8 protein-coding genes are annotated in these 16,339 nt (G+C 64.4%); 1 reads left to right on the top strand and 7 read right to left on the bottom strand.

What is annotated here, in order from left to right:
- Nucleotides 1-51: 51 nt before the first annotated feature.
- The 6 genes from mnmH to K9857_RS24775 all read right to left on the bottom strand — a co-directional run bounded on the left by mnmH (nt 52) and on the right by K9857_RS24775 (nt 15,563).
- Nucleotides 52-1,155, bottom strand: coding sequence for a tRNA 2-selenouridine(34) synthase MnmH (mnmH, locus tag K9857_RS24800; RefSeq protein ID WP_224540282.1), 1,104 nt, complete (start codon nt 1,153-1,155; stop codon nt 52-54).
- Entirely contained in the window at nt 1,155-2,189 is a 1,035-nt protein-coding gene (gene selD, locus K9857_RS24795) for a selenide, water dikinase SelD (RefSeq protein ID WP_224540280.1), read from the bottom strand. The genes mnmH and selD overlap by 1 nt, the downstream gene beginning before the upstream one ends.
- A 204-nt stretch (nt 2,190-2,393) precedes the next feature.
- Complete coding sequence (locus K9857_RS24790; protein WP_224540278.1) at nt 2,394-12,917, bottom strand: autotransporter-associated beta strand repeat-containing protein; 10,524 nt, start codon at nt 12,915-12,917, stop codon at nt 2,394-2,396.
- A gap of 355 nt (nt 12,918-13,272) precedes the next feature.
- Nucleotides 13,273-14,229: a zinc-binding alcohol dehydrogenase family protein gene (locus K9857_RS24785; RefSeq protein WP_224540276.1), complete on the bottom strand. Its 957-nt coding sequence runs from the start codon at nt 14,227-14,229 to the stop codon at nt 13,273-13,275.
- Between the two features lie 29 nt (nt 14,230-14,258).
- Nucleotides 14,259-14,432, bottom strand: coding sequence for a DUF1427 family protein (locus K9857_RS24780; RefSeq protein ID WP_110963981.1), 174 nt, complete (start codon nt 14,430-14,432; stop codon nt 14,259-14,261).
- Nucleotides 14,433-14,792: 360 nt separating this feature from the next.
- Nucleotides 14,793-15,563, bottom strand: a complete 771-nt coding sequence (locus K9857_RS24775) for an AraC family transcriptional regulator (RefSeq protein ID WP_224540273.1) — start codon at nt 15,561-15,563, stop codon at nt 14,793-14,795.
- A 146-nt stretch (nt 15,564-15,709) separates the two neighbouring features.
- Between K9857_RS24775 and K9857_RS24770 the strand changes: the two genes are divergently transcribed.
- Nucleotides 15,710-15,937 carry a DUF6555 family protein gene (locus K9857_RS24770; protein ID WP_224540271.1) on the top strand — a complete coding sequence of 76 codons (228 nt, stop codon included), beginning with the start codon at nt 15,710-15,712 and terminating at the stop codon, nt 15,935-15,937.
- A gap of 118 nt (nt 15,938-16,055) precedes the next feature.
- On the opposite strand, the gene K9857_RS24765 is transcribed toward K9857_RS24770, so the two are convergent.
- Entirely contained in the window at nt 16,056-16,214 is a 159-nt protein-coding gene (locus K9857_RS24765; RefSeq protein ID WP_224540268.1) for a metallothionein, read from the bottom strand.
- Between the last annotated feature and the right edge of the window lie 125 nt (nt 16,215-16,339).

The following is a 16,339-nucleotide window of genomic DNA, read 5'->3' as shown; positions in this document are numbered from 1 at the left end:
CAAGACCTGTAGGAGCGAGGCTTGCCCGCGAAGAGGCCGGAAAATTTACCCTCAACCTTTCTGATTCAACCTCTCACGCAAATACTCAACCACCGCCCCCCGCTCCCCCGCAAACTCGATCCGCGCGCCTTTCTTCTCGCGCTGGAACACATACATCGGGTCGTAATACTCAACCAACAGCCCCTCGATCCAGCCCCGGTGCAGGTCCACCGCGCCACTGCGCCCCTGCTCTGCCAGCGCATCTTCCATCAGCAACAGCATCCGCCGATGCCGCTCGCCGCCCAGGCGTTTGTAGACGTTGTTCAGGCTCGCCAGCATGCGCTCGGAAAACAGCGCGAAGCCTTCTTCGCCATGCACCCGGATGAACTCGGCGCACAGGTCCACCACGTAGTCGCGCAGGATCCGCTCGACTCGCCCCTGCAGGCTGTCTTCGAGCCAGACCATCGGGAACTGCTGCATGCCCTGATACAGCGGCAACGGCAACGCGCAGCTGCCGATGGCGCGACTTTCGTCTTCGAGCACGAACTGTTCGATGCCCTGGTTACGCTTCTTCAGCAGGTCCACCGCCAGGCGGTTTTCGAAGTCGATGTTGGAGGGTTGGCCGGTGGCCCGCTTGCCAAAGCTGGAACCACGGTGATTGGCGTGGCCTTCAAGGTCCACGCCGTTGCTCAGCTGAGTAAGCACGTCGGTCTTGCCGGTGCCGGTCATGCCGCCCAGCAGCACGAAATCGCACTGATTGACTGCCTGATCCAGGGTGTCGAGCAGGAAAGTGCGCATGGCCTTGTAGCCACCGCCGACCCGCGGATAGTCGATGCCGGCCTCGGTCTTGAGCCACTGCTGGACGATCTGCGAGCGCAGGCCGCCGCGAAAACAGTACAGATAACCGTCGGGATGAGCCCGGGCGAAATCCGCCCAGGCCTGGATGCGCTCGGCCTTGATGGCGCCGGATACCAGCTGATGCCCCAGCTCAATGGCCGCCTGCTGGCCCTGCTGCTTGTAGCAGGTGCCGATGCGCTGACGTTCGTGATCGTTCATCAGCGGCAGGTTGACCGCGCCGGGGAACGCGCCCTTGGTGAACTCGATGGGCGCGCGGGCGTCCATCATCGGCCGGTCGTTGAGGAAAATGTCGCGGTAATCGGTGCAGTCGACAGACATCAAGCCACCTCGACCGCGTGGCTCTGTCGCTCCACCAGCTCGCCGATAGGCTCCAATGTCAGGCCCAGGTCCCGCGCGACAGCCAGGAACTCGTCGTTGCCTTCGGGGGTGACGGCGATCAGCAGGCCGCCGCTGGTCTGTGGGTCGCACAACACGCGCTTGTGCAGTTCCTGCAGGCGTCCGAGCTTGCTGGCGTAGCTGTCGAAATTGCGCAGGGTGCCGCCGGGGATGCAGCCCTGTTCGAGGTAGTACTCGACACTCGGCAGGCGCGGCACCTGGTCGTAGCGAATGCGCGCGGTGAGCTGACTGCCGTCGGCCATTTCCACCAGATGCCCCAGCAGACCGAAACCGGTGACGTCGGTCATCGCGGTCACGCCTGCGAGTTTGCCGAAGCGGCTGCCGGGTTTGTTCAGTGTGCACATCCAGTCGCGGGCCAGGCCCACGTCGGCATTGCGCAATTTGCCCTTCTTCTCGGCGGTGGTGAGGATGCCGATGCCCAGCGGCTTGGTCAGGTACAGCAGGCAACCGGCGGTGGCGGTGTCGTTGCGTTTCATGTGGCGCTTTTCCACAAGCCCGGTCACGGCCAGGCCGAAGATCGGCTCCGGCGCGTCGATGGAGTGCCCGCCGGCCAAAGGAATGCCCGCCTCGTCACACACCGAGCGACCGCCGCGAATCACCTCGCGGGCGATCTCCGGGGCCAGCACATTGACCGGCCAGCCGAGGATCGCGATCGCCATCAGCGGATCCCCGCCCATGGCGTAGATGTCGCTGATGGCGTTGGTGGCGGCGATACGGCCGAAATCGAAGGGATCGTCGACGATCGGCATGAAGAAGTCGGTGGTGGAAACCACGCCGCGCTCTTCATCGATCGAATAGACCGCCGCGTCGTCACGGGAGGCGTTGCCGACCCAGAGTTTCGGGTCCAGGTTCTGCGCCCCGCTGCCGGCGAGGATCACTTCCAGCACCTGAGGGGAAATCTTGCAGCCGCAGCCAGCGCCGTGGCTGTACTGGGTCAGACGAATCGGTTCGCTCATGGGGGGCACCTTGGAGGGGTCAATGGTGCCGATTCTAACAGAGGGTGTTTAGTGGATTCATAAACACAAAATCTGTGGCCGACAAATAACCCCTGTAGGAGCTAGCTTGCTCGCGATGGTCGTCAACGATAACGCTGGAAACCTGACACCCAGCGGCGCCTTCCAGTGCATCGCGAGCAAGCTCGCTCCTACAGGGGGACTGGCTCAGAACCCCATACTGAAACTGATGGTCATCGCATGATCCTCGCTCTCGCTCGCGATCTGCCCCGAATACCCGATCCCCAACTTGGCTGTAGGGCTGATCTGGAAGTCCACCCCCGCTTCCACCACCGCACTGTCCTCGGCAATCGGCACGCCCTGAGTGCTGAACGAAGCCCCGCCATCGATAAAGGTCAGGTCGGCATCCGGCTTGGTATCCCCAAACGCATGCCGCCAGCCAATCGCGGCTCTCGGGGTGAACTGCCCGCCGTTGTCCAGGGTGATGACCTTGCCGGCCCGCACACCGAGAGTGGAGAAGGTGATGTCCTGATCGGCATCGGCCTCCAGCCGCCCTACCCCGCCTTTCTCCTTGGCGGTGTCGCTGTCGTAGTTGACGTACGCCAGACCCGCGAAAGGCTCCAGCGCCACGCCCGCCGCTTCCAGGACATAACCGACTTCACCGAACACCTGAGCAGTGCGCGCATCGTAATGAGCTTTCAGACGGTCGTTGTAGGAGCCGACGCTGACGTTGCGCTTGCTCTCGATGTCATGCCAGCTGTAGGCCGCGCCGAGGCGCACGGCCAGGGCGTCGAACTGCGAGTTGAGGTAGGCCGCCAGGTGATAGCTCTCCACCGTGGCATCCGAACGCCGGTCGTGAGCGTCGATGTCGCTGCGGGTGTAGCCGGCCGCCATGCCCGCACGCCACTGGTCGTCGAGCTGCTTGTCGGTGCCGAGCATGAAGCCGCTGAGGTTGCGATCCAGGCTGGCGCTGTTGCTGTCGCCATCGGATTCGCCCCAGGCACCCAGGGCTCGCGCCCAGCCGACCATCTCGCCGTGGCAACCGTTGCTGCTCAGCTGGTTGTCGCTCGGCGCCAGAGCCCGGCGTGGATCATCCGGACCACTGCAGGACGGCTGACGCATCCGATCATTGACCGCGTCGCGGATGTAACGCGAATCCTCGAGGATCGCGCTGGCGGTGCTGGCGTGGATTTCCCCGGACAGACTGTCGAAAGCCGCGCGGGCATCAGCGATGCTCAAGTTGAAGATCTGGCTGCGCAGCGTTGCACCCGCCGCGCCATTGCGCATCAGCGCCGACGCCGTACCGCGCTGATTGCCGGTGGCGGCGACATCGACGAAGGAATTGCCGTTGCGGCTCACCGCCAGGGACACCTGATTGGCGCCGTACAGCAATGACGTGTCGTAGAACGCATAGCTCGGCAGATCGGTCGCGCTGAAGGTGCCATTGACGCCACCGCCCGCGGTGATCAGCGAATACACCGCGTTGCCGGTCAGCGGTGCCAGGCTCTGCACTTGCAGGCCGCCACCGAGGGTGGCGCTGCCGCCGACTGCCAGTGGTGTGGCATCCGGCGAGCTGACGGTCAATGCCAGCACGCCATCGGCAGCATTGGTCAGATTACCGGTCACGCTCAAGGTCCCGGCCTGTGCACCGGAACTCACCAGCCCGTGGTTGACCAGCGAACCGACACTACCGTTACCGGCCAGGCCAGCGCCGTTGGCCACGGTCACCTGTCCGGCAAGCGAGGCCCGGGCGGCGAGACTGCCGACCTGCAACAGCCCCTGATCCACCGCCACCGCGCCACTGAACGGCTGGTTGCCAGTCAACAGCAGCGTCCCGTTACCACGCTTGATCGTCGTCCCGGTGCCGCTGAGGGTGCCGTTGAACTGGCCATCGACGTTTTGCTGAAACACCAACAAGGCGTTGTCGAGGATGTTGCCCTGCAGGCTGGTGGTATTACCGATCAGCGTACCGCCGCTGACGGTGGTGCCACCGCTGTAAGTATTGGCGCCGCTGAGCACCAGAGTACCGGAATCGAGTTTCTCGATGCCGCCGCTGCCTACCAGCGGTGCGGAGATCTCGGTCGATACGCCGGCATTCACCCGCACCGGTGCCGGCGTGCCGCCCGGGCCGTTGACCGGGGTCAGGCTGCCGCCCGCGCCGGGCACCAGGCTGTAGCCGCTGTCGAGAAATTGCAGACCGGTGAAGTTCTGGTTGCCCACCACCGTCACCGTGCCGCCCTGCCCGCCGAACACCGCGAACTGACCGTTCGAAGCGAGCGCCTGGTTGCCGGTCGGATCGGTCCAGTTGGTGCCCGGGCCCCAAACGCCGCTGCCACCGCTGATGGTGCCGTCAGGATTGATCTTGCCGCCGTTCCAGAACTGCACTTCGCCCGGGGTGTTTTGCACCAGCAGATTGACCTGGTTGGCCAACGCGGTTTGCAGGGTCAGGTTGGCCGCCGATACCGGCAGACTGCCGTAGACCAGACCGTTGTCGGTCAGGCTGCCGCCATAACGGAACAGCTGATAGACCCCGGTGCCGAAGCCGCCGGCGTTGCTGACGTTCAGCGTACCGTCCAGCGTCAGGTTGCCGGCGACATCGACCACCGTGGTCGAACTGGTGGCCGAGCCCAGCGTGAAGTCCAGATCGGTGCCCGAAGACAAGGCCAGCGAACCCACCGACAACGGCGTTGTACCGCCACCGCCAAGCAGCGTCGCGCCGCTTGCCATTTGCACCGCGCCGGCCAATTGCCCGCTGCCGGCCAGACTTGCACCACTGGCAATCGCGACATTGGCGCTGCTCAGGCTGCCGTTGACCCGCAGCACGCCAGCCTGCACATCGGTGTTGCCGGTGAAGCCGTTGGTGCCGGTCAACAGCAATTGACCATTACCGGTTTTGCTCAGCGTACCGGCGCCGGTCAGGTTGCCGGTATAGCTGCCATCGCTGTTCTGCTCGAAGACCAGCGCCGCGTTGTTGACGATCGCCCCTTGCAGGCTGCTGGTGTCGCCACGGGTGATGCCGCCGTTAAGGGTCGTGCCACCGTTGTAGGTGTTGGCGCCGCTGAGCAGCAGCTCGCCGCTGCCGTTTTTCACCAGACTGCCGCCGCCGCTGATCGCACCGATGAGCGTGGTGTCCTGGTTGCCGGCCAGGGTCAGTTGCGACCCGAGGACGATGGCGTTGGCCAGTTGCAGATCGGCGCTGCTGTCGAGGGTTGCGTTGCCTAGCACACTCAGCGCGCCGCTGCTGATGGCGCTGTTGTTGCCCAGAATCAGCGTGCCGCCGTTGAGCTGGGTGCCGCCGCCATAGGTGTTGTTGCCGTTGAGGGTCAGGCTGGCCGCGCCGGTCTTGATCAGACTGCCCGCGCCGCTGATATCCCCGTCGAGACTCATGGCATTGGAGCCGGCGACGTTCAGGCCGCCATTGAGTACCACGTCGTTGGCGAGGGTGACGTCGGTATTGGCGTCCAGCGCCGTACCGTTGGCGGCGGTCAGCACTCCGGTGCCGAGGGCTGCGTCGTTGCCCAGCACCAGTTTGCCGCCGTTGAGCGCGGTGCCGCCGGTATAGCCGTTGGCGGCGTTGAGCACCAGGGTCCCGGTGTCGTACTTGCCCAGGGTGCCGCTACCGTTGAGTGCCACATCGAGGGTCGCGGTAGCGCCCGGATCGACCCGCACAGTGGCATTGCCGAGGCTGCCGTTGACCAGGTTCAACGAGCCTGCGGTGCCGTTTTGCAGGGTGTAGCCGTCGGTGGCGAATTGCAGGCCGGTAATGGTCTGCGCGCCGTTGACCGTCACGGTCCCGGCCGTACCCTGGAACACCGCGAAGCTGTTGGCCCAGGTCTGATTCAGCGTGCCGTCGACGTTGGTCCAGTTGGTGTTGCTGCCGCCCCAGGTGCCGCTGCCGCCACTGATCGAACCGTCCGGGGCGAGTTGGCTGCCGTCCCAGAACTGCACGGTGACGCCCGGTGCGGTGACCAGCAGATTGATCTGGTTGCCGATATTGGTCTGCAGTTGCAGATCCCCCGGGGTCACGCCGCCCGGCACGCTGCCGATCAGAAGGCCGTTGTCGGTCAGGCCGCCGGTGTAGTCGATGATCCGGTACACGCCGGTGCCGAAGCCGCCGATATCACTGACGTTGAGCGTGCCGTCGAGGGTCAGGTTGCCACCGACGTTCAGCAGCGCATTGCCGCCACCGGAAACCGGTGCACCGAGACCGACATCCAGATTCGAAGCGTCGTTGAGCACCAGCGAACCCACCGACAACGCGTTGCCGGTGGACAGCGCCAGGTGCCCGCCATCGGCCACGGTCACAGCGCCGCTGAGGTCACCGTTACCAGTCAGGGTGCCGCCGTTGTTGACCAGCACGTTGATGCTGTCCAGCGAACCGTCGACCTGCAGGGTGCCGCCGTTGACGTTGGTGTCGCCGGTGAGGCTGTTGAGGCCGGTCAGGGTCAAGTTTCCGCTGCCCAGTTTGGTCAGGCCACCACTGCCGCTGAGAATACCATCGAAAGTGCTGCTCAAATTGCTGCCACCGAGGCTCAGGGTGCTGCCCACACCGACGTTGGCGGTGCCGCTGCCGGTCAGGCTCGCCAGACTGCCGGAAGCGCCAAGGTTGAGCGCCGTGCCGCTGTCGAGGTTGACCCCGGCGTTGTTGCCCAGCGCCCCGCTGCTCAAGGTGGTCAGGCTGCCCGCCACCACATCGAACAGGCCGCTGAAGCTGTTGTTGCCGCTCAACGTCAGGTTGGCCGCGCCATCCTTGACCAAGGTGCCGGCCCCCGCGAGCACGCCGCCCAGAACCAGATTGTTATTGCCGGCGACGGTCAGGTTGGCGTTGATATTGACATCGTTGGCCAGCACCATCGGTGCGCTGGTGTCGAGGATCGAAGCGCCCGCCACGGTCAGTGCGCCCCCGCCCAACGCGCCCGCGGAACCGAGGGTCAGGGTGCCGGCGTTCAGCGTGGTGCCGCCCTGCCAGGTGTTGATTCCGTTGAGGGTCAGGTTGCCCGCGCCGTCCTTGATCAACCCACCGGTCCCGCTGACCGTGCCGCCGAGGGTCAGGTCATTGTTGCCGGCGTTGGTCAGGTTGGCGTTGAGCACCAGGTTGTTGCCCAAGGTCACTGCGCTGTCGCTGTCCAGGGTCGAAGCACCGGCGACGGTGAGGTTGCCCAGGCCGAGCGCGGCATTGCTGCCGGCCGTCAGGGTGCCGGCATTCAGCGTAATGCCGCCGAGGAAGTTGTTGCTGCCACTCAAGGTCAGGTTGGCTGCGCCGTTCTTGGTCAGGCTGCCGGCGCCGTTGATCGAGCCGTCGAGGGTCAGGTCATTGCTGCCGACGATGCCGAGGTTGCCCGCCAGATTGATCGCGTTGGCGACTTCCACCGCGGTGGAAGCATCCAGCGTGGTGCCGTTGGCCGCATTCAGCGTGGCGGAACCGAGCGCCGCGTTCGACGCCAGAATCAGCCCGCCGGCATTCAGCGCCACCGGCCCGAGAAAGGCGTTGTTGCCGCCCAGAGTCAGATTGGCCGAGCCGTTCTTGATCAGGCCACCGGTACCGCCGATCACGCCACCCAGGGTCAGCGCATTGCTGCCGAGCACGGTGAGATTGCCGTTGAGGGTGACGTCATTGCCCAGGGTGACGGCGGTGTTGCTGTCCAGTTGCGTCCCGGCGTTGGCGGTCAGCAGGCCGCTGCCCAGCGCGCTGTTGTTGCCGACCACGATTGTGCCGCCGTCCAGCGCGGTGCCGCCGGTGTAGGTGTTGGCGCCGTTGAGCACCAGGGTGCCGCTGTCGAGTTTGTTGAGAATGCCGCTGCCGTTGATATTGACGCCGACGGTCGCGGTCACGCCCGGATCGACCCGCACGGCGGTGGTGCCGCCAGTGCCATTGACGGCGGTGAGTTGCCCCGCCGTGCCGTTGACCAGGTTGTAGCCGTCGGTCATGAACTGCAGGCCGGTGAACAGTTGCGTGCCATCCACCGTGACAGTGCCGGCCGTGCCCTGGAACACCGCGAAGTCGCCGGCCCAAGTCTGATTAAGTGTGCCGTTGGCGTTGGTCCAGTTGGTGCCTACTGCGGTCCAGTTGCCGGTGCCACCATCCACCGATCCGTTCGCAATGGTCTGGCTGCCATCCCAGTAGCGAATATTGACGTTCGGCGCCGAGACTTGAATGTTGATCTGATTGGCCACGCCGGTCTGCACTACAAGATCGCCAAGGCCGAAACCGACCGGCACGCTGGCGACATCCAGCCCCAGATCGGTCAGGGTGCCTACGTAGTTGAACAGGCGATAGACACCGACACCAAAACCACCGGCGTCAGTGACATTGAGATTGCCATTGAGGGTCAGGTTGCCGCCGATGTTCATCAACGAGGCGGTCGAAGGCGTACCGAGTGCCACGTCGACGTTGCTGCCAGCGCCCAGCACCAGCGAGCTGGCGGAAAGAGTATTGCCCGACGTCAACGCCAGGTGCCCGCCGTTGTTGACGTTCAGCGTGCCGAGCATCGAGCCGGTACCGGTCAAGGTGCCGCCGCTGTTGACGTTGACCTGCGCGCTGGCCAGGGAGCCGCTCAGGTCCAGCGTACCGCCGTTGACCGTGGTGTTGCCGGTCAGGCCATTGATCCCGGTGAGGTTCAAGGTGCCGGTGCCGACTTTGGTCAGGCCGCCGCTGCCGCTGATATCACCGTCGAAAGTACTGGTGCTGCTGACACCTCCCACGGTCAGCGTGTTGCCGACACCGGTCTGCACGCTGCCGCTGCCGGTCAGCGCCGCGAGGCTGGCGCTGCTGCCGAGATTGAGCCCGGCACCGGCGCTGATGTTGGCCCCGGAGGTATTGCCCAGCGCATTGGTATTGAGCGTGGTGACGCTACCGGAAAGGATGTTCAGTGCGCCGGTGAAAGTGTTGTTGCCCGACAGGGTCAAGTCCGACAAGCCGTTCTTGTTCAGACTGCCGGCGCCGTCGATCACGCCGCTGAGGGTCAGGTCGTTGTTGCCCGCGAGGGTCAGTCCAGCGTTGAGGGTGACGTTGTTGCCCAGACTGAACGCCGAACCGTTATCCAGCGTCGCCGCGCCGCCGACAGTCAGCGCACCGCTGCCCAGTGCGCCTGAGTTGCCGAGGGTCAACGTACCGGCGTTGAGGCTCGTACCGCCCTGATAGGTGTTGACGCCATTTAGCGTCAGGTTCGCCGCGCCGTCCTTGATCAACTGACCGGTGCCGCTGACCACGCCGGTGAGGGTCAGATTCTGCGTGCCGCCGACGGTCAGCGCGGCGTTGAGGGCGACGTTGTTGCTGAGGTTGACCAGCGGCGAGTTGCTGTCCAGGGTCGCCGCGCCAGCTACGGTCAGCGCGCCGAAGCCCAGCGCCGAGCTGTTGCCGACGATCAATGTTCCGGCATTCAACGTTGTGCCGCCGAGGTAGCCGTTGGCGGCATTGAGGGTCAGGTTGGCGCTGCCGTTTTTCACCAGGCTGCCGGCACCGTTGACCGTTCCGTTCAAGGTCAGATCCGCCGTGCCCCCGACGTTCAGCGCACCGGCCAGGTTCACCGCGTTGAGCAGACTGACGGCGGTGTTGCTGTCCAGCGTGGTGTTGGCGGCGGCGTTGAGTGCGCCCGCGCCCAGCGCGGTGTTGCTGCCGACGATCAGTTTGCCGGCGTTCAGCGCGGTGTTGCCCAGATAGGTGTTGGCGCCGTTGAGGGTCAGGTCGGCCGCGCCATTCTTGGTCAGCCCGCCGATACCGGCAACGACGCCGCCGAGGGTCAAGGCATTGCTGCCGGCCACGGTCAGGTTGCCGGCAAGGTTGACGTTGTTGGCCAGAGCGACCGCCGCACCGGCATCCAGCGTGGTGCCGTTGCCGGCGTTCAACACACCGGTACCGAGCGCGGTGTTGGAACCGACGATCAGCGAGCCGGCGTTCAGCGCCGTGGTGCCGCTGTAGGTGTTGTTGCCATTGAGGGTCAGGGTCGATGCACCGGTCTTGATCAGGCCGCTGCTCCCGCTGATCACGCCGCCCAGGGTCAGGGGGTTGGCGCCGCCAGTGGTGAGGTTGGCGTTGAGGTTGATCGCATTGTTCAGGGTGACGTTGCCACTGCTAAGGAGGCTGCCCGCCCCTTCCACCGACAGCAGACCGGTGCCGAGCGCGGCGTTGTTGCCGACCGTGAGGGTGCCGGCATTCAGGGTCGTACCGCCCTGATAGGTGTTGGCGCCGTTGAGGGTCAGGTTGGCCGAGCCGTTCTTGACCAGTTGACTGGTGCCGCTGACCACACCGCCCAAGGTCAGGGCATTGCTGCCGCCGATACGCAGGGTGTCGTTGAGCACCACATTGTTGCCCAGGGCGATCGCCGTGTTGCTGTCCAGGGTCGAGACGCCGCCCACGGTGAGGTCGCCTGTACCCAGCGCCCCGGCATTGCCCAGGGTCAGAGTGCCGGCGTTGAGGGTGGTGCCGGCGAGGAAAGTGTTGGCGCCATTGAGAATCAGGTTGGCGGTGCCGTTCTTGGTCAGCCCGCCGCTGCCACTGACCACGCCGCCCAGGGTCAGGTTGGCGTTGCCGCCGATGTTCAGGTTGCCGACCAGATTGACGGCATTGCCCAGGCTGACGGCGGTGCTGGCATCCAGGGTGGTGCCGCCTGCCGCATTCAGGATGCCCAGGCCCAACGCGTTGTCGGCCGCGACGATCAGCGTGCCGGCGTTGAGCGCGGTGTTGCCGAGGAAGGCGTTGCTGCCACCCAGGGTCAGGGCGGCGGTACCGTTCTTGATCAGACCGCCTGCGCCGTTGATCGCCCCGTTCAGGCTCAAGGCCTGGGTGCCGCCGATGGTCAGGTTCCCTGCCAGGTTGATCGCGTTGGCCAGCGTGACCGCCGTGGTCGCATCCAGCGTCGTGCCGGCAGCGGTGTTCAACGCCCCCGTACCCAGCGCTGTATTGCTGCCCACGAACAGGCTGCCGGCGTTGAGCGCGGTCGTGCCGCTATTGGTGTTGTTACCGGTCAGGGTCAGGCTGGCGGAGCCTGATTTGGTAATCCCGCCGGTGCCTGACAACACGCCGCCGAGGGTCAGGGCATTGCTGCCGAGCACGTTCAGTGCGCCGGTCAGGCCGATGTTGTTGCTCAGGGTGACGTTGGCGGTGCTGTCCAGGCTGGTGCCGGCGGCGGTGTTCAGCGCACCGCTGCCCAGGGCGTTGTTGTTGCCGACCAGCAAGGAGCCGGCGTTCAGGGCGGTGGTGCCGCTGTAACCGGTGTTGGCGCCGTTGAGGGTCAGGCTGCCGCTGCCGGTCTTGGTGATACCGCTGCTGCCGGAGATCAGGCCGCCAAGGGTCAGTGCCCCGGTGCTGGAGGTGGTCAGTCCGGCACCGAGGCTGATGGCGTTGCTCAGGTTGATGGTGCCCGGTGCCGACAGCGTCGAGGCGCCTGTGACGTTGATCGTGCCTGTACTCAACGCCTGATTGTTGCCCACCTGCACCGTACCGCCGCTGAGCGTTGTGCCGCCCAGGTAGGTGTTGACACCACTGAGGTTGAGTTGACCGGCACCAAGTTTGGTCAGGCCGCCGCTGCCGGAGATCACGCCGCTCAACGTGGTGGCGTTGGCGCCCTGCACCGTGACGCCGCCCGCGCCAAGGGAAATCAGGTTACCGATGTTCAGCCCGGCGTTGCTGGCCTGCAGAGTCCCGCCGTTGGAGGTGATCACCCCGGAACCGAACGTGGCGTTGTTGTTGAATTGCGCCACGCCGCCATTGAGCGTGGTCGCGCCACTGACCAACGGCCCCTGCAACGTCCAGGTGCCGCTGTTGAGGGTGAGGTTATTGAAGTTCACGTAAGTCGCGCTCGACGCCGTGCCGGTACCCGAGGTGCCGCCGCCAATCCCGGCCGTGTTTTGCAGGATCAGGTTGTTGTTGCCGGCAGCACCGCCGTCGACCGTGCCGGTCGGGGCGAAGGTCAGGTTGATGCCGATCAGACCGCCGAGGCCGACGCTGATTTGCACACCGTCACCGACGTTGACGCTGGAACCGGTCACCGCCGTAAAGGTATTGGTGCTGCCGGCGCCCATCGACACACCACCGGTAATCGCGCCAGCGTTGGTGAACGTATTGCCCCCCGCCGAAGTCTCGAATGCCACCCGGCCGTTGATGACACCGGTGCTGCTGTTGGTCATGTTGACTTGCGAGCCGCCCATGACTCCGATCACCGGCGTGTCCGCCAGGGTGATGCCGCCAACCGACAGACCGGTCGAGGTGATAGTGCCGTTGTTGGTGATGCTGGTGGTGCCTGTTGCCGCGTTGTTAACGCCAATGGCCAACCCGTCGACGCTGGTCAGGTTGAGTCCGAGCAACATCCCCGTGCCGCGGATGATTCCGCTGGCGTTGTTGAGAATACTGACGGTACTGGAGGCGCCTGTGCCGATGAACGCACCACCACTGAGTACCGAGACCAGGCCAAGCAGTGCCGGGTCGATGGTGCCGGAGTTGTTCAGCGTGATGTTGACTCCGGTCAGGTCCATGACATGACCGCCGAGAGTCGCATTCATCTGCGCCCCGCTGTTGACGTTGACCGTCAGCCCACTGGTCGCGCTGGAGAAGTTGTTGAGAAACAGCGGCAGCGACGGCACGCCGGTACAGGTGACTGTCGAGCCCGCCGTGGAACAGGTGGCCTGCGCCTGCGGAATGGCAGCACCGAACAACAATCCGGCGACACCGAGTTGCACGGCAAGGGAAAGTGGGGAAAAACGCGAAACGAGGGCAATGCGAAACCTTGCTTCCACAGGGAGCTCCTTGCGTGGGGGAACCACTTCATTCCATGAAGGGTGTGTAGCAATGACGGTGATGCCTCGACGCTCGTGTCGAAACTGCTACGACCCGGAAACCGTTTCTTTCCTGACCCACGGTAGTAGCTGGTTTGCGATGGGGCACACGTCAAATGGTGCTAATACTTTCGTGAGGGAGGGCTTTTGGCCCAGTAAATGCGGGGGTGTGTACACAAAATCTGAGGCCAACAAAGGCCCCATGTGGGAGCGGGCTTGCTCGCGAAAGCGGTGTGTCAGCCTGCAAATTCATCGACTGACACGACGCCTTCGCGAGCAAGCCCGCTCCCACAATGGTCAGGCGGTGTGGCGAAAATCAGGGAATAAGAATGACCTTGTCACTGCCACCCTCATTCACCTCGGCATACCGCGCCAGCCCCTCAGCCAACGGCGATTCAACCAGCCCCTGAGGCAGCGGCAACAGATCCTCATCGAAAAACTTGCCGAACTGATCAAGCATCGCCGCACAGGCCTGCACCCCGTACAGCAGCGAGTTGATCCCCACCACCGAACCGCCCTTGCGATACAACCCCAGGGCCGGCAACTGCACCATGCCATCCACCGGCGCGGCGATGATGGCGATGCGGCCGAAGGTGGCCAGCGCGGCAACGGAGGCCGGCAGCCAGAAGCCGGTGGTGTCGAAAATCACATCGGCACCGCCACTGAACACCGCATTCACCTGCGCGCCGAGGTCCTCGGGCTTGTCCAGTTGCAGGGTCTGATAACCCTGAACCTGCAAGGCCTTGACCTGCTCCGGCCGGCGCGCCGCCGCCAGTAGCTGCGCGCCACGGACTTTCGCCAGCGCCAGTGCCGCCGTGGCCACCGCCCCGCCGCCGATCACCAGCAAACGGGTTTGCGCCGTCACCAGGCTGCGCTCCAGCGCATCCCAGGCCGTGGTGTAAGGCACGCCGAGGCTGGCGGCCTGGGCGAAACTCAGGTGCGTGGGTTTGAGCGCCACGCCATTGGCCGGCAACTTGACGAACTGCGCGTGGGCGCCATCGGCGAAAAAGCCCAGTTCACGGCCGGTGGCCCAGATTTCCTGACCGATCAGCGCCTGCGGGCCTTCGACGACGATGCCGGCAAAATCGCGCCCCGGAATGCGTGGCAGCGTGGTGTAGGGAAAACGCCCGAGCACGTTCTTCACGTCGCTGGGGTTCAGGCCCGCGGCCTTGACCTGCACCAGCACCTCATCGGCGCCGGCAACCGGAGTGGGCACATCGACGTAGCGCAGGGCCGAAAGATCGCCGGTTTTATCGAACTGCAGTGCTTTCATCAGGTGTTGCTCCAATCGACAAAGGGAATTCAGGAGATCCAGCCAGCCACCAGCTGCCGGCCCATGGGCCACAGTTTCTCGCCGGCCAGCATGCCGAGCAGACCGATCAGCGCGACGGCCGGTGGTGCGGGGGAACGAAAGTCCAGGGCGCCGTACAACAGACCGACACCCAGGCCGATGACCAGCGAAATGAAGTAGCTCATGGCAGACTCCGTGGGGCAGATGAGAGATGCCGCCAGTCTAGGGAGCCGCGAATCCGGGCACCGGCCAACGACTTCTGAATTTCGGCCAAATTGCCCTGCCCTCCTGAACACCCTGAACTTGTGGGAGCGGGCTTGCCCGCGAAGGCGTCAGTTCAGTCAACATCGTCGCCGGATGTGCCGGCCTCTTCGCGGGCAAGCCCGCTCCCACAGGTTTCTCTGCCCACCGCAGAATTGGTGAACCACACAAAATCCTGTAGGAGCTAGGCTTGCCCGCGAAGGCGTCAGTCCGGTCAACATCGTCGCCGGATGGGCGGGCCTCTTCGCGGGCAAGCCTCGCTCCTACAGAGGTGGGTGTCGGGTTCAGGAAGCGGTATGGAATTGGGAGGGCGCGACCCCAAGCTCTCGCCGGAACATGTCACTGAAACTGCTCGGCGAATAACCCAATTCCCGGGCAATGACACTCACCGGCACACCCTGGATCAACTCCGCCGCAGCCGTCGCCAGTTGCACCTGCCGTCGCCAATGGGCAAACCCCATCCCCAGCCCATCCTTGAACAACCGCGCCAGGGTCCGCACGCTGGCGCCGGCGTTTTCCGCATGTTGCTCAAAAGGAATATCCAGCGACGGCTGGGCCATGACTGCCTGGCACAGGTTCATCAAACGCCGATCGGAATGATCCGGCAGCGGGATCTTCATCCGCGAGCGCCGGGCGCGCTTGAGCTCCAGCAGCGCCAACCCGACCAGCGCCTCGTAATACTCCGGCGCCCCGTCATCGCCCTGCTCCACCAGGCTGACGATCAACTCGCGCAGCAACCCGCCCACCTCGATCACCTGCACGCTGCTGTCCAGGGTCGCGGCCAGCGCGGGCCGCAGGTAGATATTGCGCATCTGCAAATCCGAGACCACGCGAATCCCGTGGGGCACGCCGGGCGGCAGCCATACGGCCCGTTGCGGCGGCACCACCAGCGCCTCGTTGGGCGTCTCGACCCACATCACCCCGCTCATCGCATACAGCAATTGCCCCCAGACATGCTCGTGCGGCTCGATGAACAACCCGCGCGGATAGGTCCGCGCCAGCGGTTGCACGGGCACATCGGTATCACTCAAATCAGGCGGGACGGCGAGGGCCATGGTCAATGATCATTGGGGGTTGAAGGAAACACATGGTAACGAGACACCGAAAAGCCCGCCAGCCAGCGCATCCGCTGGACACCCCGACGGAATTTTCCGCCTGGTGAGCGATCCCTCTAAGTACAACAGGGAGGAATACGGGCCATATGATCAACGCAAAACTTTTCGTCATCGAATACACCCTTCATGGCGCACCCAAGTCGTTCATTATCCGTCTGGAAAAAATGGACAACGCCGAGGCCTGGCACTGGGCAAGCTGCGACGCGGGCGTGGGCCGGATCCCGCGCTTCGGCCGCGAGAAGGTGCAAAAGACCAGCAAACCGATGGCGGAGAAGTTCGGCGTGGAAAACGTCAAATGGCGGCCTGCGAACTGACGCGATCTTGACTACTGTGGGAGCGAGCCTGCTCGCGATGGCGTGTCAGTCGACACCGATGTAGCTGATACACCATCGCGAGCAGGCTCGCTCCCACAGTTTTTTGCCGCATGTTGGGTCAGTGAGCGCACTTGCATCCCTGATGCGAACACTCCTCACCACCCTCGTGATGCTTGGCGCAGGCTTCACAGCAATAGTGCTTGCCGTGCCGCACCACCGGATGCTCACCGAGCTTGCAGTTGCATTTTGGACAATCGCACTTACGGTCATCGGCCATGAAATCGACTCCTTCTGCAGTGGTCGTCGGGGCTGGATCAACCCGTCCTACAGAAGACCGCGTGGGGATTTGAAAATTCGTTTGGCCGACAGAATGCCTTCGCGGGCAAGCCTCGCTCCTACAGG

The organism is Pseudomonas sp. REP124, assembly GCF_020164475.1.
In the GTDB taxonomy this organism is placed as follows: domain Bacteria; phylum Pseudomonadota; class Gammaproteobacteria; order Pseudomonadales; family Pseudomonadaceae; genus Aquipseudomonas.
Note: the sequence above shows the minus strand (reverse complement) of the source record. Positions and strands in the feature narration are given on the sequence as shown.

What these genes read in the sequence shown, in the direction of transcription:
- K9857_RS24780 (WP_110963981.1), bottom strand. Translation starts at nt 14,432, where the DNA reads ATGAGCTACTTCATTTCGCTGGTCATCGGCCTGGGTGTCGGTCTGTTG.
- K9857_RS24765 (WP_224540268.1), bottom strand. Translation starts at nt 16,214, where the DNA reads ATGGCCGATGACCGTAAGTGCGATTGTCCAAAATGCAACTGCAAGCTC.
- selD (WP_224540280.1), bottom strand. Translation starts at nt 2,189, where the DNA reads ATGAGCGAACCGATTCGTCTGACCCAGTACAGCCACGGCGCTGGCTGC.
- K9857_RS24770 (WP_224540271.1), top strand. Translation starts at nt 15,710, where the DNA reads ATGATCAACGCAAAACTTTTCGTCATCGAATACACCCTTCATGGCGCA.
- mnmH (WP_224540282.1), bottom strand. Translation starts at nt 1,155, where the DNA reads ATGTCTGTCGACTGCACCGATTACCGCGACATTTTCCTCAACGACCGG.
- K9857_RS24785 (WP_224540276.1), bottom strand. Translation starts at nt 14,229, where the DNA reads ATGAAAGCACTGCAGTTCGATAAAACCGGCGATCTTTCGGCCCTGCGC.
- K9857_RS24775 (WP_224540273.1), bottom strand. Translation starts at nt 15,563, where the DNA reads ATGGCCCTCGCCGTCCCGCCTGATTTGAGTGATACCGATGTGCCCGTG.